Source organism: Sphingobacterium thalpophilum (genome assembly GCF_901482695.1).
Taxonomy (GTDB): domain Bacteria; phylum Bacteroidota; class Bacteroidia; order Sphingobacteriales; family Sphingobacteriaceae; genus Sphingobacterium; species Sphingobacterium thalpophilum.
The window spans coordinates 4,116,370-4,137,094 of sequence record NZ_LR590484.1 but is presented as its reverse complement, the minus strand read 5'-3'; the positions used below and the strand labels follow the sequence as shown (position 1 = coordinate 4,137,094).

At 39.7% G+C, this 20,725-nt stretch carries 25 protein-coding genes and 1 tRNA gene; 9 read left to right on the top strand and 17 right to left on the bottom strand.

All coding sequences use genetic code 11. The features are described 5' to 3' along the window. Nucleotides 1–2 precede the first annotated feature (2 nt). Entirely contained in the window at nucleotides 3–1,535 is a 1,533-nt protein-coding gene (locus tag FGL37_RS17155) for a SulP family inorganic anion transporter (RefSeq protein WP_028068852.1), read from the bottom strand. Between the two features lie 172 nt (nucleotides 1,536–1,707). Here FGL37_RS17155 and FGL37_RS17150 point away from each other — a divergent pair, with 172 nt between their 5' ends. Then, nucleotides 1,708–3,165, top strand: a complete 1,458-nt coding sequence (locus tag FGL37_RS17150) for a DUF3943 domain-containing protein (protein ID WP_051606578.1) — start codon at nucleotides 1,708–1,710, stop codon at nucleotides 3,163–3,165. A gap of 40 nt (nucleotides 3,166–3,205) precedes the next feature. Here the strand turns inward: FGL37_RS17150 and FGL37_RS17145 are convergent, their stop codons facing one another. Next, nucleotides 3,206–4,654 carry a L,D-transpeptidase family protein gene (locus tag FGL37_RS17145; RefSeq protein ID WP_037532445.1) on the bottom strand — a complete coding sequence of 483 codons (1,449 nt, stop codon included), beginning with the start codon at nucleotides 4,652–4,654 and terminating at the stop codon, nucleotides 3,206–3,208. Nucleotides 4,655–4,769: 115 nt separating this feature from the next. Then, nucleotides 4,770–5,780 (bottom strand): class 1 fructose-bisphosphatase, encoded by a 1,011-nt coding sequence (fbp, locus tag FGL37_RS17140; protein ID WP_028068854.1) that lies wholly within the window; start codon nucleotides 5,778–5,780, stop codon nucleotides 4,770–4,772. A gap of 267 nt (nucleotides 5,781–6,047) precedes the next feature. On the opposite strand from fbp, the gene FGL37_RS17135 reads away from it, so the two are divergent. The 3 genes from FGL37_RS17135 (at nucleotide 6,048) to FGL37_RS17125 (ending at nucleotide 6,883) form a co-directional block, all read left to right on the top strand. Next, nucleotides 6,048–6,281, top strand: a complete 234-nt coding sequence (locus FGL37_RS17135) for a hypothetical protein (RefSeq protein ID WP_028068855.1) — start codon at nucleotides 6,048–6,050, stop codon at nucleotides 6,279–6,281. Nucleotides 6,282–6,388: 107 nt separating this feature from the next. Then, nucleotides 6,389–6,667, top strand: a complete 279-nt coding sequence (locus FGL37_RS17130; protein ID WP_028068856.1) for a LapA family protein — start codon at nucleotides 6,389–6,391, stop codon at nucleotides 6,665–6,667. A gap of 143 nt (nucleotides 6,668–6,810) precedes the next feature. After that, nucleotides 6,811–6,883 (top strand) — tRNA-Lys (locus FGL37_RS17125). Nucleotides 6,884–7,435: 552 nt separating this feature from the next. Here the strand turns inward: FGL37_RS17125 and FGL37_RS26130 are convergent. After that, nucleotides 7,436–7,723, bottom strand: coding sequence for a helix-turn-helix domain-containing protein (locus tag FGL37_RS26130; protein ID WP_232048789.1), 288 nt, complete (start codon nucleotides 7,721–7,723; stop codon nucleotides 7,436–7,438). Between the two features lie 53 nt (nucleotides 7,724–7,776). Then, nucleotides 7,777–8,112: a helix-turn-helix domain-containing protein gene (locus tag FGL37_RS17115; RefSeq protein WP_138096906.1), complete on the bottom strand. Its 336-nt coding sequence runs from the start codon at nucleotides 8,110–8,112 to the stop codon at nucleotides 7,777–7,779. 207 nt (nucleotides 8,113–8,319) lie between these two features. On the opposite strand from FGL37_RS17115, the gene FGL37_RS17110 reads away from it, so the two are divergent. Together FGL37_RS17110 and FGL37_RS17105 are read left to right on the top strand one after the other, a co-directional pair. Then, nucleotides 8,320–8,886: a Crp/Fnr family transcriptional regulator gene (locus FGL37_RS17110; protein WP_028071586.1), complete on the top strand. Its 567-nt coding sequence runs from the start codon at nucleotides 8,320–8,322 to the stop codon at nucleotides 8,884–8,886. A 77-nt stretch (nucleotides 8,887–8,963) separates the two neighbouring features. Then, nucleotides 8,964–9,704: an SDR family NAD(P)-dependent oxidoreductase gene (locus tag FGL37_RS17105; protein ID WP_028071587.1), complete on the top strand. Its 741-nt coding sequence runs from the start codon at nucleotides 8,964–8,966 to the stop codon at nucleotides 9,702–9,704. A gap of 606 nt (nucleotides 9,705–10,310) precedes the next feature. Here the strand turns inward: FGL37_RS17105 and FGL37_RS17095 are convergent. The 12 genes from FGL37_RS17095 to FGL37_RS17045 all read right to left on the bottom strand — a co-directional run bounded on the left by FGL37_RS17095 (nucleotide 10,311) and on the right by FGL37_RS17045 (nucleotide 17,155). Continuing rightward, nucleotides 10,311–10,811 carry a PDDEXK nuclease domain-containing protein gene (locus FGL37_RS17095; RefSeq protein WP_081817978.1) on the bottom strand — a complete coding sequence of 167 codons (501 nt, stop codon included), beginning with the start codon at nucleotides 10,809–10,811 and terminating at the stop codon, nucleotides 10,311–10,313. 116 nt (nucleotides 10,812–10,927) lie between these two features. Continuing rightward, nucleotides 10,928–11,446, bottom strand: a complete 519-nt coding sequence (locus FGL37_RS17090) for a DUF1016 N-terminal domain-containing protein (RefSeq protein ID WP_262709467.1) — start codon at nucleotides 11,444–11,446, stop codon at nucleotides 10,928–10,930. A 190-nt stretch (nucleotides 11,447–11,636) separates the two neighbouring features. Then, nucleotides 11,637–11,792 (bottom strand): hypothetical protein, encoded by a 156-nt coding sequence (locus tag FGL37_RS25405; RefSeq protein WP_160169539.1) that lies wholly within the window; start codon nucleotides 11,790–11,792, stop codon nucleotides 11,637–11,639. A 10-nt stretch (nucleotides 11,793–11,802) separates the two neighbouring features. Then, nucleotides 11,803–12,147 carry a cupin domain-containing protein gene (locus tag FGL37_RS17085; protein ID WP_028071588.1) on the bottom strand — a complete coding sequence of 115 codons (345 nt, stop codon included), beginning with the start codon at nucleotides 12,145–12,147 and terminating at the stop codon, nucleotides 11,803–11,805. A 13-nt stretch (nucleotides 12,148–12,160) separates the two neighbouring features. After that, complete coding sequence (locus FGL37_RS17080) at nucleotides 12,161–12,712, bottom strand: DUF1572 domain-containing protein (protein WP_028071589.1); 552 nt, start codon at nucleotides 12,710–12,712, stop codon at nucleotides 12,161–12,163. A 4-nt stretch (nucleotides 12,713–12,716) separates the two neighbouring features. After that, nucleotides 12,717–13,259, bottom strand: a complete 543-nt coding sequence (locus tag FGL37_RS17075; RefSeq protein ID WP_028071590.1) for an AAA family ATPase — start codon at nucleotides 13,257–13,259, stop codon at nucleotides 12,717–12,719. Then, nucleotides 13,249–13,884 (bottom strand): cysteine hydrolase family protein, encoded by a 636-nt coding sequence (locus FGL37_RS17070; RefSeq protein ID WP_051607252.1) that lies wholly within the window; start codon nucleotides 13,882–13,884, stop codon nucleotides 13,249–13,251. The genes FGL37_RS17075 and FGL37_RS17070 overlap by 11 nt, the downstream gene beginning before the upstream one ends. A gap of 11 nt (nucleotides 13,885–13,895) precedes the next feature. Beyond that, nucleotides 13,896–14,246, bottom strand: a complete 351-nt coding sequence (locus FGL37_RS17065) for a nuclear transport factor 2 family protein (RefSeq protein ID WP_028071591.1) — start codon at nucleotides 14,244–14,246, stop codon at nucleotides 13,896–13,898. Nucleotides 14,247–14,314: 68 nt separating this feature from the next. Further along, nucleotides 14,315–14,755 (bottom strand): GNAT family N-acetyltransferase, encoded by a 441-nt coding sequence (locus FGL37_RS17060; protein WP_037534167.1) that lies wholly within the window; start codon nucleotides 14,753–14,755, stop codon nucleotides 14,315–14,317. Then, entirely contained in the window at nucleotides 14,746–15,744 is a 999-nt protein-coding gene (locus FGL37_RS25790) for a YfiT family bacillithiol transferase (RefSeq protein WP_081817979.1), read from the bottom strand. The genes FGL37_RS17060 and FGL37_RS25790 overlap by 10 nt, the downstream gene beginning before the upstream one ends. Further along, on the bottom strand, nucleotides 15,741–16,211 hold the full coding sequence (locus tag FGL37_RS17050; RefSeq protein ID WP_160169540.1) for a GNAT family N-acetyltransferase: 471 nt from the start codon (nucleotides 16,209–16,211) through the stop codon (nucleotides 15,741–15,743). The genes FGL37_RS25790 and FGL37_RS17050 overlap by 4 nt, the downstream gene beginning before the upstream one ends. 35 nt (nucleotides 16,212–16,246) lie before the next feature. Next, nucleotides 16,247–17,155: an EamA family transporter gene (locus FGL37_RS17045; protein WP_051607254.1), complete on the bottom strand. Its 909-nt coding sequence runs from the start codon at nucleotides 17,153–17,155 to the stop codon at nucleotides 16,247–16,249. A gap of 94 nt (nucleotides 17,156–17,249) precedes the next feature. Between FGL37_RS17045 and FGL37_RS17040 the strand changes: the two genes are divergently transcribed. The 3 genes from FGL37_RS17040 to FGL37_RS17030 all read left to right on the top strand — a co-directional run bounded on the left by FGL37_RS17040 (nucleotide 17,250) and on the right by FGL37_RS17030 (nucleotide 20,660). Continuing rightward, nucleotides 17,250–18,659 carry an aminotransferase-like domain-containing protein gene (locus FGL37_RS17040; protein ID WP_028071595.1) on the top strand — a complete coding sequence of 470 codons (1,410 nt, stop codon included), beginning with the start codon at nucleotides 17,250–17,252 and terminating at the stop codon, nucleotides 18,657–18,659. A gap of 294 nt (nucleotides 18,660–18,953) precedes the next feature. Then, on the top strand, nucleotides 18,954–19,544 hold the full coding sequence (locus FGL37_RS17035) for a TetR/AcrR family transcriptional regulator (RefSeq protein ID WP_028071596.1): 591 nt from the start codon (nucleotides 18,954–18,956) through the stop codon (nucleotides 19,542–19,544). 429 nt (nucleotides 19,545–19,973) lie between these two features. Then, nucleotides 19,974–20,660 carry an AraC family transcriptional regulator gene (locus FGL37_RS17030; RefSeq protein ID WP_160169541.1) on the top strand — a complete coding sequence of 229 codons (687 nt, stop codon included), beginning with the start codon at nucleotides 19,974–19,976 and terminating at the stop codon, nucleotides 20,658–20,660. The last annotated feature ends 65 nt before the right edge of the window (nucleotides 20,661–20,725 follow it).

Sequence of the window (20,725 nt, the reverse complement as noted above, 5' to 3'; positions counted from 1 at the left end):
AGTCAGTTTCCCGGCATTACTTTATAAGTCGGGTCCTCTTTAATATTCACTAAAGCGACTCCTTCAGCATTCTTCAGCAGAGATCGGCAATCCTCACTGAGATGCCAGAGCTCAATCTTTTTGTCCTGAGCCGCATACCGTTCGGTGATTTTATTGAGCGCATCAATAGCAGACATGTCAACAACCCTGCTTTCTTTGAAATCTAAAATCACATGATCAGGATCTTCGTTTACCTCAAATTTTTCCAAAAAATTGGCAGTAGAACCAAAGAAAAGCGGGCCATAGATTTCATAGTGCTTTACGCCATCCGAATCTATGTACTTTCTAGCTCGTATACGTTTGGCATTGTCCCAGGCAAATACAAGGGCAGATATAACTACCCCCATCAGCACAGCAAGGGCCAAATTGTGCAAGAGCACCGTGATTACGGCGACGAGCATGCCAACAAATATATCTGACTTCGGAAATTTAGTAATGATACGCAAGCTTACCCATTGAAAGGTGCCAATGGCAACCATCATCATGACACCAACCAGTGCAGCCATCGGAATCTGCTCTATGAAAGGAGCACCCACCAAAATGATCAACAAAATGGTCATTGATCCAATAAACGCCGATAATCGGGTGCGGGCGCCGGCGTTCAGGTTGACTAAAGTCTGTGCAACCATAGCACAGCCCCCCATACCGCCAAAGAGGCCATTTATCGTATTGGCGATACCCTGCGCCATGGACTCACGATTAGCATTTCCCTTGCTTGCCGTGATCTCGTCCACCATGTTTAAGGTCAATAAGGACTCCACGAGGCCCACTCCCGCCATCACTAAAGAATACGGAAAAATGAGCTGTAAGGTCTCCCAATTCCATGGGATGTCTGGAAAATGAAACTGCGGCAGCGAACCACTTACCGAAGCGATATCCACCACTTTCTTGGTGTCGATTCCCAATGCTGACACGAGAACAAAAATTACCAAAATAGCTACCAGAGAGGCAGGTATAGCCTTGGTAAGACGTGGAAACCCGACGACGATCAATATCGTCAATAAGGTGAGTCCGCCCATGACATATAACGTGCCCCCCGTCATCCAGGCCATACCAGTATCCGTGTTCACCTTGAATTGGACAACTTGTGCCATAAAAATAATAATAGCCAAACCATTCAAAAAACCATACATAACCGGCTGCGGGATCAGACGGACAAATTTACCCCACTTAAATAAACCAACCAAAAATTGTAAAAGACCTGCTAACAGCACTGCCGCAAAGAGATAATCTATTCCATGGCTCGCAGCCAATGCCATCAGGACAACCACGGTCGCCCCAGCTCCACCAGACACCATTCCGGGCCGCCCTCCTAAAATTGAAGTCACTAGTCCCATTAAAAATGCAGCATAAAGCCCTGTCAAAGGAGGCAACCCCGCCAAGATCGCAAAGGAAAGCGATTCGGGTATCATGGTCATCGCTACTGTCAATCCAGCGAACAACTCATTCTTGAGATTGACGGATCGCAGCGAAAAAAAGTCAAAGGTATTATTCATGTCGATAGTTGTTGTAGCCTCCAAAGAAGCGATGCAAAGGTAAGCATCGACCCGCCATATCCGCAATAGAGATACGCTCTAAATAGTGGTGACGAGAGCCATTATTGCAAACACTTTCCGTTAATAATTGTTATTCTTATCAAATTTTATTGCAAAACAGTATATTAACCCTATGAAGCAACACATTGGCCCTTTCCCCTACTTATTCGTTCTTTTTCTGCTACTGTACAACACTTGTTTTAGCAGTATACCCACTGCCCTTGTTGCTGATGACAGCATTTATCATGACATATTTCGGCCCAGTCGCCCACTAGCTCCTGCTCCTACCACACGGTTTGACAGCCTGACAATTGAGCAGAAGAAAAATTTCCTGCGCGCCGGTATAGAGTGGTTCTCCATTCAGGCGATTCCTGCTTCGGTCAATTATTTTATACGGAAAGATCCTGTTGCCAACATCTCCTTTAAGAATTTTTTTAGTCATCTTAAATTTTCTGCCTGGACTTGGGATGACAATCATTTTGCGACTAATCAGATTGCCCACCCCTATCATGGCCAGTTTTATTTCAATGCTTTTCGGTCCAACAATTTTAGTTTTTTGCAGTCCACGGCAGCTACGGTCGCAGGTAGCTATATCTGGGAAACTGCCGGTGAAACTGAACCCCCTTCCATCAATGATATCATTAATACAAGCTTTGGTGGTACTATTCTGGGAGAGATGACCCATCGGCTGTCGCATCATATACTGGCCAGGCCGAGCCTGACGAAAAGCCAGCGCAATAAAAAGGAAATTTTAGCCATGTTGATCAATCCGATCAACGGGTTAAACCGTTTGCTCGACGGCCGCTGGGGGAATACACACAAAGGCACAGTGATAGATAGTTCCTTAGTACATACCGAAGTCGAACTTGGTATACGTCGTTTTGATGCCAAAGAACACGATATTATCAATCGTGGAAAGAATGACATCTATGCCCGCATCAAACTGATCTATAATAATGATGCTTTAGACCGCAAGAAACCTTTTGACGACTTCTACCTCAATCTGGAAGTCGGCTCAGACGACAGCTCCATCGTGAACGCTGTCAATATCTATGCATCACTGTATGGAAACCGCGTACTATCAAATTTACCAGGCCGTCACCGCGGTATTCTGTCCGCTCATTTTGACTTTCTGCGTAACGAAGCCTTTTACTATGGATCTCAAAGTATAAACTATACTCTTTTTTCACACTTTGCCATCGGCAGTCAAAGTAAGTTAACAACTGTCCTGGGCGGTGGACCAGTCATACTGGCCGCGGTGCCCGACCCTTACCTACATTTTGGTGAAAGCCGTACCTACGATTATGGCCCCGGAGTAGATATCCGGGCGTCAGCAACCCTCAGTACCCTGAAGCGTTTCAAATTTGGCGTCGACTATCGCGGTGGTTACTTTGTTACGATAAGCGGCAATAAGTCGCACCACTACCTGCATACCGCCTCCACCAGTGCTGCCTTACGGATCTGGAAAAATTTTGGCGTAAACCTGTATTCAGGGTACTTCAGACTAGAAGGACACTATCGGTATCACAACAACGTTAATAGAGATTATCCCTTTGTCCGCCTAGCACTGGCCTATAACTCTGAATACTAGAAGAAGTGCCTTTTTTGGATGGGCTGCCGGTGAAGTCGGCTTAGTTCGCCCAGTACTTCTTTAAAGCTTCTTTCAGTCGCGGATCATAGCCATAGATGTCCGGATAGGACACTATTTTCCCCGCATCATCCAGCCATGTTGTATAGTACGTAAGGTATACAGGCATCTTTCGCTTCAATGTTACCCAACGTGATTTGGAGATCGAATCCGTCGTGATCTCTTTTGCGATCCGCTCGGCCTGCTTTTCATTATTGACGAGGTAGCTCGCCAGATCTACCGGCTTTTCTACGCGTACACAACCATGGCTCACCGCACGGTTGGTCTGCCCAAACATCTGTTTGGCCGGTGTATCATGCAGATAGATCGAATACGGATTCTCAAACAGAAATTTTACATTTCCCAATGAGTTGTCTGAGCCCGGATTCTGTTTAAAGCGAAACTTTTCGACAGAGTCGGCATTCCAGTTTACCGTGGCCGGATCCACCTGTTTGCCTTTATAATAAGCTACCATGTTGCGTGACGCCAAATAGTTTGGGTTGTTTCTTACACTGGCCAGTAACTCTTTTTTAACTATACTGCTCGGAATATTCCAGACAGGGTTTACCTGCATAGCATCCAAGACGCCCTGCATTACAGGCGTTTCGTGATTCTCACCCTTGCGCGTATACCCCGGATTAGCCGTCTCTCCTACACATACATTCATCACTTGCCGGGATTTGCCTTCTTCTACAATATGTAACCGTTGCTCGGGGATATTGACAAATACATAGCGTTCGGGAAACACCTCGCCCATCCAGCGCAATTTCTCCAGCGTCATCAACACACTGATCCGTTGCGCAGGATCCAGATCCCCATTCTCCAACAGCTCCTGAAACTTGAGATAATACTGATTTTTTGGCTGAACGGATGCTAAAACCGCCCCAATCGAAACGCTATCCATCAAACGTGCTACATTGCCGTAGTTCATACGCTTTTGCGGTACAAAATAACGACCATACAGACGCTTGGGATTCACCATCCCATATTTGAGTCCGCTAACATAGGCGACAAACCCATCTGTACCCAGCAAGTCCAACTTTGCCAAAAGAGGATAGGCTTCTGCCACATCTTTGGGCTTCAATTTGCGAAGGGAAAATAAGGTTTCCTTAATTTCAATGGTATGGAAATAGCTCGTACGTATGCCATGCGCCTCACTCCGCTCAAAATACGTCAGCATCGTATCCAGGCTTCCATCAAATAAGTGGCTAGCAACTAAAGTCATTCCTTCCGTCGAATCAGCCAGCTGCTTCATCCAGCTTGGATTATGTAATTTAGCCTTCTGCTTCCCGTAGACTTCCCAGAATACTTTAACATAAGCCGCTGTATCGAATTCCTTATAGGACTTTTGATCAAAACCCTCTGCCAGCACATCACCATATGTCGGCGGATTCTCTTTACAAGAAAAAAATACTATTGAAACGAATGAAATAAGAACTAAAAATCGTGACATACTACAGATAATGAAAAAGAAATGGCTTCGCAATAATGAAGCCATGTTCGGTGCACAAAGATAAATAATTCTTTTTGGCAAACGAATGCCCTTTGTCATCGAATCACTACAGGAATCAATCCCTATATTTTTGAAGAAAATCCTCAAGAAGATCAACCATCTCCGTATTCCCTAGAAATGCTGCGGAGCGCTGATGTAAGCTCCTGGGCTCAATATCCAGAATACGTTGACAACCATTGGATGCCTTTCCTCCTGCCTGCTCTATGATAAAAGCAATGGGGTTACATTCGTACATCAGGCGCAGTTTGCCATTGGGATGCGCAGAGGTCGTTGGATAAAGAAATATACCGCCTTTCAACAAATTGCGATGGATGTCGGCGACCATCGAACCAATATAGCGGGAAGCATACGGCCGTAGGGTTGACGGATCTTCCATCTGACAATATTTGATATACTGCTTAACACCGTTAGGAAATTTAGAATAATTCCCCTCGTTGATGGAATAAATATGTCCGGCTTCAGGTATTTTCATATCGGGGTGAGATAAACAGAATTCGCCGATTGAAGGATCCAACGTAAAGCCATTCACGCCTTTTCCAGTAGTATATACCAGCATGGTGGAGCTGCCGTAGATCACATAGCCCGCGGCAACTTGCTTGGTCCCTTTTTGTAAAATATCATTGTTGTTGCAGGAAACGCCTGTGTCAGAAATCCGCCTGTAGATCGAAAATATGGTGCCGACAGAGACATTAACGTCAATATTGCTTGACCCGTCCAACGGATCTATACAAACAATATATTTCGCATTTTTTGACACACCAGAATGGATATAAACGGGGTTTTCATGCTCCTCTGACGCAACCACACAACATTCGCCCCCACTTTGTAGCGCCTTAATAAACTGCTCATCGGCGTACACATCCAACTTCTTTTGCCCTTCGCCTTGAATATTCGTCTGCCCCGCGTCGCCCAGAATATCTACCAGACCGGCTTTATTCACTTCTCTGTTGACGATTTTTGCGGCGATACCGATATCGCGCAGCAGCCGGGAGAGCTCTCCTTTTGCATATGGAAAATCGGCTTGCTTTTCAATGATAAATTGACCTAGTGTAGTGATGCCACTCATAATATTGTTATATTGGATATTTGTTGCACAAAGCTAAAAAAGTAAACTACATTTTAGCAAACCAAATCGACTAAACCCGTACATTTTAGCAAATCAAAATACGCAATCGATTGCGGGTATCCTTGCTAACTTTCTTATGCTAAAACGATTATAGTCAACAAAAAGGCAACGATGCTCCGAAAGCACTAAATTATTGCAAAATTTTGGCCGTTAGAAAAAGACTAAAAAATGATAAGTATTTGGTAATTTTGGCTAAATTAATGATATATGCAGCAACTGATTAAGCTCATCGAAAAAGAGAGAATAGGAAACCAACCGTTCAGCCAACATACACTTATCATTGATGATAAGCAAGTCGTACATGGAGCACTTTTCTTAATCAAGACAACCCGAAAAACCTTTAAAATTATGGTCCCAGCGCCGTTTTACGAAGAATTATTAAACGGAAAGACATCTATCCAGCAATTGATCAGGCATCCGGAGGCCATGTTGCTAACCTAGGTGCTTGTTTTCTCGTCTCGGGATAAATTTACATAAACAGTCTGTGGCAAAGGGCATATTCCATATCTTCGCAGTATAATTAGGACATAGATTTATCATCCAGAACTATGCGCAAAATACTTTTAATCGCTTTATCAGTTGTTATCACACTCATTTGTGCTCAAAACACGCAGGAAGTGAGCGTAGGTCTTATTGTCAAGACACAAATCGCACTCTGGAAACTACTTTTATTGTTTTTTATCCTTGGGATGTTATTTGCCTTTCTTTTAAAAGGGGGAAAAAGGAAAACACAGGCTCCGCTTGTCGGAAATACGGATTATTCTGCTGATGACTATCCGGAGCACAACCCCGGACTTTCCGACGAAGATAGGGAGTTTCTCTCGTAACCGTAAAAAAATAAAAGACTAAAAATGAAGGCCTAAACTGTTTAAACGCATTTTTATTCTCCAAATAGTTGTGAAAAACATGGATTACTCCTATCTTTGCATCACTTCAAACAAGGAACAATAGTTCAAAATAAAAGAAGTAGGATTCCGTAGCTCAGCTGGTAGAGCAATACACTTTTAATGTATGGGTCCTGGGTTCGAATCCCAGCGGGATCACAAGAGAAAAGCTAATCGCAAGATTGGCTTTTTTGTTTTAACGGTATTAAGGATTCGAAAGAAGGGCCGGCCGGGTTCGATCCGATGGAGGCTCAGGGATGTGCGCGGGAACTGTGGGGCTGAGCCAATCCCAGCGGGATCACTTCTTGGGACAAGTCTAAAAACGATAGACTTGTCCCATTTTTTTACCCTGTAATCTGCTGTTATTCTGATAGATAAGAGCAATGGCAGAATTTAGTCTTGGAGTTCGATGTTGTATTCCGTCAAATTCCAAAAATTCGGTCGAGCAAAAAAGACAGATCCTCCCCGGGTCTGAACAGTCTTTTTTGAGAAAAATGGAAGAACCCCTTTGTCAAATGCTCGCACCCTGCAGTTTCCTCCATTGCATTTTCAAAAGGGCTGCGCTTATGATAAAAAAAGCGCAGGCAACTACTTACCGATACTAAGGCACTGGTACGCCGAACCCCGAATAAGCGAGCGCCCACGCCATAACGTGAGCGTCCTTACTTATTGTCTCGGGGTTTAAAAATTACCAGTTTTTAGTATCGAGACTTAAAGCAAAAACACTTTAAGTATTTTTATATTTTCTAAAAGCAAAGATACTAAACTCGTTTCGATATAGAAATATGATTGCTCGAAATCCGTTACTTGTTCTTTTGTCCATTTGCAGACATAGTTTTGTTCAAGTATCCGTAAAAGGTCGGTTTGCTTAAAAGTGATTTTGCCGCCTATCTGGATGTATGGGAGTATTTGGTCATCACGATATTGCTGTAAAGTCCGTCTGCTGATATGTAACAGCTTGCACACGTCTTCGCCTGAAAGATATATTTCACCATTCATTACAGGACGGTAGTTTCTTAATATTTGTTCGATACGATTTCGCAATTGCGCTATCATTTCCTGATGTGCAACGATTTCGTCACTATCATTCGTGAATAAATCCATTTTGGGTAGTACTGTCCGGCTTCGAGCAAAGCCTGTACATCCGAGCGTTTATAATAATTTTTGCGGTTCAGTTTTGAATACGGTAAAAGTCCTTTGCTTTTGTAGGTCTGTAAAGTCCGCTTGGTAATGTTCATCATCAGGCACACTTCTTGGTTGTCCAGCCATTGCTCTTCTTTGAAAATGGAAAGATATTTTTGCGTTGCATTTTCGGTTAGTTCCAAAATTGCTTTCAGCTTATTCTTCATTCCTTCCGGTACGTATTTTTGTATTCCTATTCCTTCCATTATTTTGCTTCATTTTGCTAAGGAAGTCTAATCTATGAAGGGATTTTGCTGTATTTTTATATGTTGTACTCATTGGCGTTGGAAGTCATTGTTTGGCTGAACAAGAGTACTTATTGACAGTGTTTTACCAAGTGATAATGAGTTCTTAAAGTCCATTTTTTACCAAATGGTAAATATGTCAAGTAATATTATTTTTAATTTGCATACATGGAAGAAATGATTGAATATATTCTGCAATTTGGAAATCTTAACAAGCAGCAAATTGATCTTGTAATAAGTAAGGGAGAAATCCTGCAATTAAAAAAAGAGGATTATTTTTCTGAGGCGGGGAGAATTCCAAAGCAGGTTGGATTTATAGTAGAAGGAGTTATTCGCGGTTGTTATTACAATAATAAAGGCGAGGAAATTACCCGTTGTTTCATAAGCGAAAACAGCCTGGTATGTGATTATGTCAACTTCGAGGCGAATGCTTCATCTTCAGAGTACTTGCAAGCCGTTACAGATTGCAGTCTTATCGTATTTTCAAAGAAGAATTGGGAAGAACTATCCCATATTATCGTGGGTTGGGACAATATTAAAAATAAAATGGTGCAGCTGTGCATGTACCAAAAATCAAGAAAAGGCCCGGTAATTTCGCAGGACGCTACAACAAGATACCTTGAATTTTTAGAAAATTATCCTTCATTGACCAACCGTGTTCCATTATCATACATAGCTTCCTATTTAGGAATTACACAACAATCTCTTAGCAGAATACGGAAAAACATCCGCTGATGCACTTTTTACCATTTGGTAAATGATGCCATTGTCTAATACCTCAATTTTGTATTGAAATTTAAATATTACAAAATATGAAAACAGTATTAATTACAGGAGCAAACAAAGGCATCGGTTTTGAAACTGCCAGACAGCTTTTAGAAAAGGGATTTTTCGTATTTATTGGAAGCCGTAATATCGAGAACGGTTTACAGGCAGTTCAGAAACTTAATGCAGAAGGATTTTCAAATGTAGAAGCCGTAGAACTGGATGTTACTGACCCTGCCTCGGTACGGACGGCACGAGAGGAAATAGGCAACAAGGTTTCGGTTTTGGATGTACTTATCAATAACGCAGGTATCAATGGAGGAAGTGATCCTTACACCGTACTGGAAGCCACAAGTGACGAATACCTGAATGCATTTAAAACAAATTTGGCAGGTACAGCAAACGTTACACAAGCTTTTATAGATCTGCTCAAAAAATCCTCAGAACCAAGAATAGTCAACTTGAGTACCAGCGTAGGGTCTCTTTCATTGCAAAGTAATCCAGAATGGCCTGCCTACAGCTATGCTAAATACGGAGTTTACGCAATATCAAAAGCGGCTCTAAATATGTACACCATCCAGTTAGCATATGAGCTGCGTGATACTAATTTTAAAGTAAATGCCATTTGTCCCGGACTTACGAAAACCGATTTTACATTCTTTAATGGTGGAGAAGTCAGTGTTGCTGCCAATAGAATAATCAAATACGTCCTGATTGATAATGATGGCCCGACCGGTAAATTTTTTAGTGAAGAAACTAATCCGGCAACAGGAGAAATTCCTTGGTAAAACAGTTTTTCAATTAAAAAAGGGTTGGTAAAAATTAACCAACCCTTTTTGTTATAAAATAATAGCTTTCAGGAAACGTTTACCTGTCAGTTTTTATCTTGGTATTTCAGTCTGTGCTATTTTTGTTTCATTATCTTTTTTCTCACGGGAATAAACCCACAACGACAACAGCCCGAATATTATCAGGCCCTAAGCTATCCATTTGCCAACCTTTTCAATCAATTTAATGAAAACCGAACTTTCATAAGATGAGAAACCCTCTGCTCCCATAGGGCTGCGCCTGTAAAACTTTCTCCGGTTAATCCAATAACGAAGTCCCAAGCCTGCAACCAAGAATATTATCCCTATAACCAATGATGCAACCATATCCTCACATTTTTAATTTCACAAGTATAAATTTAAGAAATATTGATGAGCCAGTAAAATGCTCCTAAGCATACGCTGTAAATAGAAAATGTCTTACCAACCAGATAAGCCGTTTTTATGAAATGATATACTACTTTTAATCGCTACTATTAAACTGAAAGAAACTAACCTCCTATAAATCCAATTCTTCGCTAATCACTTTGGCATAAATCTGAGTAATTGCAACAAGAACAATAATATTTATTCTTCGATGGAATGATTTTCAAACAGCTCGTGTAGTTTCTGTTGCAGTAGTTTTTTATCGGGCAATTGGGTTTGATAATCTGAAACTAATGCCGGCGAAATGGAACGGCTCAATGCATATTCCACCACTTCACTGTCTTTGCCCTTGCATAACAAAATCCCAATGCTCGGATTTTCATTGGGTTTTCTTACATCCCGGTCTAATGCTTCCAAATAAAAATTGATTTGTCCCAAATGTTCGGGTTTGAATTTTTCGGCTTTCAATTCAAATGCCACCAGACATTGCAAACCACGATGATAAAACAATAAATCAATGTAGAAATCGCTATTGCCTACCTGAACTTTGTATTCTTCATCAATAAACAGAAAATCCCTACCTAACTCCAAGATAAAGTTTTTCATCTGTTTGATTAAGCCCTTTTGTAAATCGCTTTCGCTGTGTGGTTCGGGCAGGTTTAGAAATTCAAACACATAACTATCTTTGAAAGTGTTTGTTATATTAGTATTTAAACCCGTTGTGCATTTTGATACAGAAGTGCCTCTATTGTCATGCTGAGGCTTGCCGAAGCATCTAAAATCTTGTTAAGATATGATTTTTAGATCCTTCACTACGTTCAGGATGACAAAATAGCGCTTATAATGCACAACGGGTTATTTAATTCTTTCGACAGTGTTGAGAGTTTTGTATTACCTATTATTGTGCGTTCAAAAAGACTTGCGGAAATTTGGCGGTCAAGCTCCCGAACGCTGTAATGTTCTTTGGCAGTCATACGCAAATAAAACTCCCGCTCTTCTTCGGTTTTACAGCGTGAAAAAATTGTAAGATGATGTGTCCAACTGATTTGAGCCAAGAGCGTATTTCTAATGTCTTGGGGTTGAAATTGAAATTCTGTCCTAACTGCGGACACAATCTTATTTAATTGATTTTCAGTATTTTGCAATTGTGTCATCACTGATGGCACAATTGGCGTTTCGGCATAGCTTTCATAAAATTGTATCATTCTGTAAAGCCCTCTGCGGTTAAATCCTTTCAGTTCGGGATTGTTTTGCTGAATAAAATTTGCCAATTCATCAACCGTTTTATCTCCCCAATCTGCAACGGATAATCTTTGTTTAATGCCCCAACATTCCAATACAGGTTTATCAGCTCAATATTAACCGCCTTTATTGCGTTGCTTCGGGATTTCTGAATTAGGTTTATGATGTCGGTAAAACGATTGTCCATATTCAATTTTCTATGTCACAAAGTTAGCAATAAATGTTTCCGTTTAGTTTTAATTCACATACTGCTCCACTGCCTTATCCAATTCCTCGCTGATTACTTTAGTGTGAGGTATTGAGGAGTACCTGACAGTAAGCATTATCCACCACATCTTCCTGCAAAATATCAAACAAAGCATTCTCGAACTGCTCTTTTGGAACGGTCGTGAGTTCAGGAAATTGAACAACTTGCTTTATTTGATAACGTTTTGGCATCATTCAATCAAGTTCAATGTTGGATATTAACTCGGTCATTCATATTTCCCGGAAAAGACATCACTAAAAAACGTAATTCTCCGGAACTCTCATTACTTATTTTATGTATTTGCTTTGCTGAAATTTTAATCCCCTCGTTTTTTAATAAAGAAACCTTTTCATTCTCTAATAAGAATGTGGCTTTACCTTCAAGGATATAGAAAAACTGCTCCGTTTCGTTATGAAAATGAAGCTGTTCCTCCGTATGTGGTGGCATTAATTCTTCTTTGACAATAACGTTTTCAGATTGTATAAAAGTCCAGGCTTGACAATTATTACCCCATTGATAATGTTTTGTATTCTTTGTATTGATAATCATATCACTTTCTTTTTTATAAATCATCTGTATAATGCCGCCTGTCTCTATCCTGCGAAAACTTGCGGCTGTTGTAATCTGCTGATTTGTTTCTTGCTATGGACAAGGTTTTCCAATCTTCATTTTTCAGCATTTTGGCTATGAAAACCATCTGTCCAATATGATAAGGATAATGAGCCAATTGCCTGTTAATGGCTTCGGTAACCGTATGGCCGTCATTTCGGATGTAAATGATTTTCTCTAAATCTGCCTCCGTAAGCTGGTTTAAAGCATTCATCAGACAATCCCAACCTTTATTCCAATGCTCCATTAATTCAGCTTTGTTCTGAAACGGATTGGTAAATTCCGCATCCCGGTTTCGCCAGGGCTTTTCTCCGTCTGTGGTCAGAAATTCGGTAAACCTGGATAGCATATTTCCAGCAATGTGATTGACTAGAATAGCAATGCTATTGCTTTCCCCGTTATACTGCCAGAATAATTGTTCTTCCTGTAATTGTTCCATTGCTTTTTCTCCAAGCATTTTGTAATACAGGAATTGCTTTTTGATACTTTCTAAATAGCTGTCCATTTCTCTATTTTATTTGGGTTAATACAAATTCTTTTCTTTTATTGATATTACCTATCGGCACGTTTATAACTTCATAACCGTACTTTTCATAAGTGCTTTTCATTTGGAAATAGGTGTGTACTGCCTCCTGCCAATCCTGTTTCCGTTCATTATCTGTTTGATAAATTTCTTTCCAGGGTGGCAGGATAAATACCTTAGGATTATATGAGCAATTCAGCACTTTTTTCATAGTTTCTGTTGAAAGTGCATAACCAATCATATCCGCATAGCACACGGCATCCAAAATACTCCGGTCGAAAAAGCAAATTTCATTTGGCTGGCTTGCTGTTGCTCTGTTGTAGTCTAAAAGGGAAGCTCCTATCATTTTATCGGTATAAAGTTGTTTGTTTTTCCAAGGCAAAGCATCACCGTTTAGTGCTGTTTCTTTGCGGATAATCGTTCTGGCTACTTCCGGAACGATATTATATCCATCTGACTTCATAGCATTTAATAAGGTTGTTTTTCCTGCTCCGGGGCCACCGGTTATAACGAATAGCTTACTTTCCATTTTCCAATTCTTTTTTCAAAACACTATGCTCCAATACATTTACTCCAATTCCTTTTAATTCATCTATCCCTTTGGGATAGATCTGCGAAATCGCTTCGGGAACAATAGCCAAACGATAATCTCTTTCACTTGCTTCAAATATTGTTGTGCGTGGACAGTTCGGGAAATTACAACCTGCAATTACCAATGAATTAATCTTGCGATTTTTCAGCCAAGCCTCTAAGTTTGTTTTATAAAATGCACCCCAGCGTGGTTTGTAAGCCACAAAGTCAAAAGGAGCAAGCTGTAGAATACTGCCGGTCAATAATTTTTTATCCTCATACATTTCGACATTTTTAGGCAAAAGCTCTTGTACGATTTTAGCTCCGGAACTACCCGGAATGACCATTGCCTTACTTTGTCGGATGACTTCTTTCCTGCAAAGTTCGGCGTTGCTTCCGTCTTTAAGATATAATCTCACAATATGTAGAACTGGCAATTGATTTCTCCTGAATGTGTCAGCCAAATATGCCACATTTTCTATCACATCCTTCGTTCTGTCGATATAGGCATTACCGTCAGGCTTTGCAAAATCATTTTGCATATCGATAATCAGTAAAGCCGAACGGTTCCAATTCATTTCCATAGACAACGTTTTTATTCATCAAACTTATAATGTGCTCTCACTTTACTTACTTTCCCGTCATTATTCAATTCCATATATTCTGCCGAAAAGGAATTATTGACACTTCTGTAAAACAATACGGTTGAATTAGCTCCTTTGAGTTCGTGGTACAATTCAAAGTGCAGGTCGGGGTATTTTTGCAGGGCTTTTGAAAAGTAATCCTTTAAATCAGTTTTGTTGGAAATTTTACCTTCTGCGTTTATTCCCATTTGTTGAATAATTGGAGAAACAAAATCAATGTTTTCGCTGTAATGTTCCATTATTTTATCCAAATCGTGGCTGTTCCAGGCCTCAAGCCATTCTTTTGCAAAGTCTGTATTCATATCCTTTTATTTTGATTGACTGTTTTGAAACTTTCCAATAGCTGTGTCTTTCTTTCATCGTTCATAGTCTAAGCGTCTTTATATAGGTTATTTCTTTTTATTTCCATCAATCTTTCCGGGTTTTCAGGAGATTCAAATCCAAACTGACGGTAAAGCGAATGAGCATCTAATGTTGCCAATAATGTCCTTCTTAGCCCTTGCACAAAATCCAATTCCAATAGATGTTTTATCATCATTTTTGATAATCCTTTACCTCTGTATTCTTTCAAAATATAAACATCTGCCAAATAGCCGAAAGTGGCATAATCCGTTACCAATCGGGCAAAACCAATCTGTTTTTCATCTTCAAATAATCCTACGCAAAAAGAATTTTGCAACGCCGTTTTTACAGTTTCCAACGGAATGCCTTTTGCCCAATAACTTTCCTTGCTCAAAAACTGATGGACGGCATTAATATCCATATTTTCAAAGCCCGTTTTTATTTCAATTACCTGATTGCTTATTTCCATTGCATTTGTTTTTTCAGATTTTTGATTTGTGCCAAATGGTGATTGCAATGCCAACTGTATTTTGCCATAGCCTCAGCAATAGTCTGGCAATTATTCAATTCCGGATGAAAGAACGTTCTGTCCCAATATGGTTTTTCTAAACCTTTTAAAAGTATCGTCCAACGTTCATGAATGCCTTCTAAAATGCTTAATGACGGCAAAATGGATATATGTTTCGCGTCTGGTAACTCCGCCCATTTTTCTTCTGCAAACGGTTTAATAATCGGATTATCTTCCGTCAATGCAAATTTGATGCGGGCAAAACAATTGATATTGCTATCCGCTAAATGATGAACAACCTGCCTGACAGTCCAACCTCCTTTCCTGTAGGGTGTATCTAATTGTTTGTCGTCTAAACCCATTACCGCTGATTTTATATTTCCGGGAAATAATGCAATAACATCAATGTATGATGCGCACATTTCTTCGGTGATTACTTCTGGCTCTTTGTATTTTCGAATGGGATATTGGTTGTTTAGAAGATTATCATTTAAAATCATTTCCATTTTAGTATCTGCCCGTTTGTACTTTCCCTGTTCAATAGTAACGTCCGTAAAGCCTAATTTTCTATAAATACCCAACGCCGGTTTCAATGCGGATTGTGTGTAGAGTACCAGTCTTTTTACGCTCAAATCTTTTGCCTTGTCAATAGCTGCCTGACACAACATTTTTCCTGCTCCGATGCCCTGATAATTTTCACCCACCGCCATTTTGGTCAATTCCATTGTATCCGTATCTACTTTTTTCAAGGCGACAGTTCCGATTACCTTACCTCTATAAACGGCAAACAAAATTTTTCCTCCGTCATTTAATATCGCTTCTTCGGGATTGGAAAGAACGTATTCGTCAATATCTTCCAACACAAAATATTTTTCAATCCACGCCCGGTTGAATTTTTCAAAATAGGTTTGCCATTCCGGACAGTAATTTTCTATGGTTATCATTTTCATAATCTTATCTCAAATAAATTGACCTCAATATTGTTATAGTGTTCCGGCAAATCACTCTGTGGCGGCAACTGTCTTTTACCTATCCATTCAAATCCTAATTTTTGGTAATAACCGGTCAATGCTTTATTGTTTGCCCAGGTATCTATCCGGATAAATTTCTTCTTATTTTTCCACGCTTCAACCATAGCCCAATCCACTACTTTCTTTGCTATATTTTTTCCTCTGTATGAATTGCGTATCGCCATACGGTGTAAATAAATGGCTTCCTTTCCGTCCTTGTCGTTCCAAATAATAGGTTCGGCTTTTACTATGGAAAATACACCTGCCATTTCATCATCCTTATCTAAGACTTTAAAGTGCCTTTTCTCTGTAATTTCCTTTTCAATAAATGATTTACTGAAAACAGGCCAACCGTATCCGCTTTGCTGAAATTGATAGGCTCTTGCTTCGCTGTATATTTTTTCCACCTTTGGAATGTCGGCTATAACCGTTCGCTCTATTCTCATTTTTTTGACATTTTCTGATAACCTCTATTGACACAATACAGACCGCTTAAAGTAGCGACCAAAGCCAATAAAGTGATACCGGTTAGTTTCTCATTCAGGAATAGAAATCCGAGCATAATGGCAATGAACGGATTGATATATGCATACAGGGATGAAATGCCTATCGGCAAATGTTTCAGAGCATACACAAAAGCAGAATACGCAATGACAGAACCCACTACAATCAGGTAAACCAAAGCCCAAATACTGGATGTCGTTACAGTTTTTAACTCTGAATAATCATCCAAAAAAGCACTGAATACAAACAAGGCCATTCCTCCCGAAAACAATTGCAATGCAGCATTTTGTAACACGTTCTTACTGTTCGGGATTTTGTATTTTGCAAATACACTCCCCGAAGCCCAGGCCAGACAAGCTCCGAAGGCTATTAACATTCCCTTAAAATAGGCAGGATTGGCAAGGTCTTTTAGATTGTCCCGAAAAATCAGTACAATACCCAAACAGCCTAATATCAATCCCACGATAATTAATAAATGTGGTTTTCTCCTGTCAAACCCAAACAAATAGCTGATGACAACCACAAAAACAGGAATGAGTGATAATATCAATGCTGCCAGTCCGCTTGAAATATAGCGTTCACACCAACCGATAACACCATTTCCCAAAGCAACCATTAATACACCCGGAACAGATTGATATAATACATCCGATTTATTCAAATTCAGATTTCCTGTGAGCTTTAGTCCAAACAGTAAAATTGCTCCGGCTAGTACTTGCCGAATTGTCGAAAATAAGAATGGCGGAAAGGTTTGCACTCCGATACGGATAGCAAAGTAAGTCGTTCCCCATACCAAACAAACGACAAAAAGAGCTCCGTAAGCCAACATATTTTTATTACTGCTCATAGCAATCTGATAATTTATAATGCAAAATAAGGAAGAAAAAACATATGGTTACAGATACAATTTTTGTAATTTTGCAGGATACAGTTATTAAGCAATGAAAGAAGTATTGTATCAAAAAATTTCCGCTTCTCTATCGGAACAAATCAAAAACGGCACACTGAAAACAGGTGATAAGATGCCGTCATTACGTACGCTGCATAAAGAATATGGTGTGAGTATGAACACAGCCATACAAGCGTACTTGGAGTTGGAAGCCAATGGCCTGATTGTTTCCCGACCACAGTCCGGCTACTATGTGAGTTACAAGCCTGCATATTTGTCTGTGCCTTCCGTGAGTACCCCTTCTAATCAGGCAAAATCTGAAAGTGTAGAAACACTGATTTCCAAAGTATATTCAACTTTAAGTAATAAAGATGTTACCAGGTTTTCTTTGGGCGTTCCCGAAAACGAATTGCTTCCTATTGCAAAGCTCAATAAAGAGTTAGTTAATGCGATGCGTGACCTCACAGGAAGCGGTACGGAATACGAAGAAATTCAGGGAAACCGAAAATTACGCAGGGATATTGCCCGATTGACTTATACCTGGAACGGAAATTTAAGTGAAGACGATATTGTTACGACTGCCGGGGCTATGAATGCCATTTCATTCGGGTTGATGGCACTTACACAGAAAGGCGATACGATAGCCGTTGAAAGTCCTGTTTATTTCGGCATATTGCAGCTGGCTAAAAGTTTGGGATTAAAAGTTATTGAATTACCAACACATCCTGTTGCCGGAATTGAGCCTGATGCTCTAAAAAAAGTCCTGTCCAAAATAAAAGCGTGTATTCTGGTTTCTAATTTCAACAATCCGTTGGGAAGCTGTATGCCCGATGAGCATAAAATGGAAGTGGTAAAAATGCTTTCGGAACGAGGTATTCCGCTCATAGAAGATGATTTGTATGGCGATGTATATTTTGGGAACAGCCGCCCTAAGCCTTGTAAAGCATTTGACGAGGAAGGTTTGGTTCTTTGGAGCGGCTCTGTGTCAAAAACATTAGCTCCGGGTTATCGTGTGGGCTGGTTAGCTCCGGGAAAGTTTAAAGATAAAATAGTTCATCAGAAACTCATTCATACCGTTTCTTCTACGACCATCACACAGGAAACTATTGCCAACTTCCTTGAAAAAGGCAGGTATGAACATCATCTTCGGAAATTGAGAACTGAGCTGCACGCCAACAGTCTGCAATTTGCCAGGGCTGTTGCCGAGTATTTTCCGGAAGGAAGCAAAATAAGCCAACCGCAAGGCGGATTTATGCTTTGGGTAGAACTGGACAAAAGAATTGATACTACGGAATTGTATGATCTGGCTATCCGTCAAAAAATAAGTATTGCTCCGGGCAGGATGTTTTCATTGCAAAACCAGTTTACTAACTGTATGCGGTTGAGCTACGGACAACGCTGGTCGGAACAGATAGATAACAAACTGAAACAGTTGGGGAGAATTGCTAAAGGGTTATTGTGAACTAAAAAATACTCCTCCACCGCCTTATCCAATTCCTCACTAATCACTTTGGCGTAAATCAGATTTAGAATTTTATTGATAATTCCGCTTCGCTTTTTCTAAACGTCAGTTTATATGGGTTGGATAACAAAGAAAAGAAAAATGAAATCGACTATTCAAAAGTAATTCACTGAATAGTAAGGGCTAGAATTTCTGATAATCATCCGACATTTTTTCGTTCCTTTGTGAAAGTACTAAATGGTATCTTTATAAAGTTTGAACAATTCAATCTGAGCATAAATAGACGATAAATAGATGAAAAAGGCAGAAGCAACACGGTTGATGATTTTACAGAAAGCGTTTGAGCTAATCTATGTTAAGGGATACCAAACGACAAGCATTGACGACATTATCGCCACGACAAAAGTAACGAAAGGCGCATTTTATTACCATTTCAAAACCAAAGACGAAATGGGGGTCGCCATCATAAACGAAATTCTAAAACCGACACTGGCAAACAGTTTTATTGAACCGCTTCAAATAGAAGAAAATCCGCTACAAGCCATTTACTACCTAATGGATAATCTATTGATGGAAAATGAATTTCTGAAAGTCGAGTATGGTTGTCCGGCATCCAATTTTACACAAGAAATGACACCGTGGAATTCGGAATTTAATAAGGCTTTGAATGAATTAACCCAGGAATGGACAAAGGCAATAACCGCCACCATCGAAACAGGCAAGAAAAACGGCGCCATCCGCGAGGACGTAAATGCGAAACAGGTAACCATCTTCGTTTTGTCGGGCTATTGGGGCATTCGGAATTTGGGAAAATTAGAGAATAGCAAAAAAGTGTATGTTTCTTATTTAAAACAACTTAAAATCTATTTAGATAGTTTGAAATAATTTTTCCCTAAAAAAACATATCGATTAGTATTTTAAAAATTTAATTTTGCAAGTCAGATAAAATGTGCCTGCATACATCATTCTTAAGTTACAGTAACCAATACATTGGGTACAGCGCTTTTCGGGTCCAAATTTCTCATCATGTTATATGTGAACGAACAGGAGCATTGTCCAAAATGGACAATGCTTTTCGCTACCTTACCGCAGCCTTTCCTCATATTCAAGTTATAATAACTACAAATAATTCGTGTCAATAAAATGGAAGCTCCAATAAATAACATTCCAACGCATTTTTTTAATATGGAAGAGAATTCCAGAATATTTGTAACCAAAATAACCTCGGAAACCTTTAATGAAAATGTTGAATCGGGTCAAGCACATCGGCATAACAGCCATCTTTTGGGATTGCATTTAAAAGGAATATCTCTTATGGAACTGGATTTTAAACAATACCAAATAAAATATCCGTCCGTTTTGTATCAGTCTCCCAATCAGGTACATAGAATACTGAATGTCGATGAAATAGAAATGTTTTTATTGGGAATCGAGCAAGAACTTATTGATAAAAACCTCTATAAACATCTCCAGGAAATTATTACGCCACATCCCCTGCACCTAAGTTCTGATGAAATGAATATTTTAAGACAGGCTTTCTTATTGTGTGCTAATCTTCATGATAAAAAGGAGGATAAATTCTATTTCTATTCATTAAAGAATGCTTGCAATGCCCTCATCGGTCTATACCTTTCTTTTTATCTAAAAACGTTGCAGTCACAAGAACAGCTTTCCAGATTTGAGCGCATATACAATGACTTTCTAAAACTGTTGGAAGTACAATTCAAAGTATGGAAACGTCCTTCCGATTATGCTCAAAAATTAAACATCTCAGTAGCCTATCTCAATGAATGCGTAAAAACAGTAACTGGATTTACCGTTTCGTATCACATTCAACAGCGGGTTGTCTTAGAAGCCAAGCGCCTGCTGTACTATGCCGACAAATCCGTAAAAGAAATTGCAAACGAATTGGGCTATGATGATTATCCGTATTTTTCGAGATTATTCTCTAAAGTTGCCGGAATGACTGCTTTGGCATTCAGGAACAAAAACCACGTTTAGTCCAATGCTTACCTCTATTGTATACTTTCTCGGTTTATCAATTCTTCAGTTATTTGCATAACTAA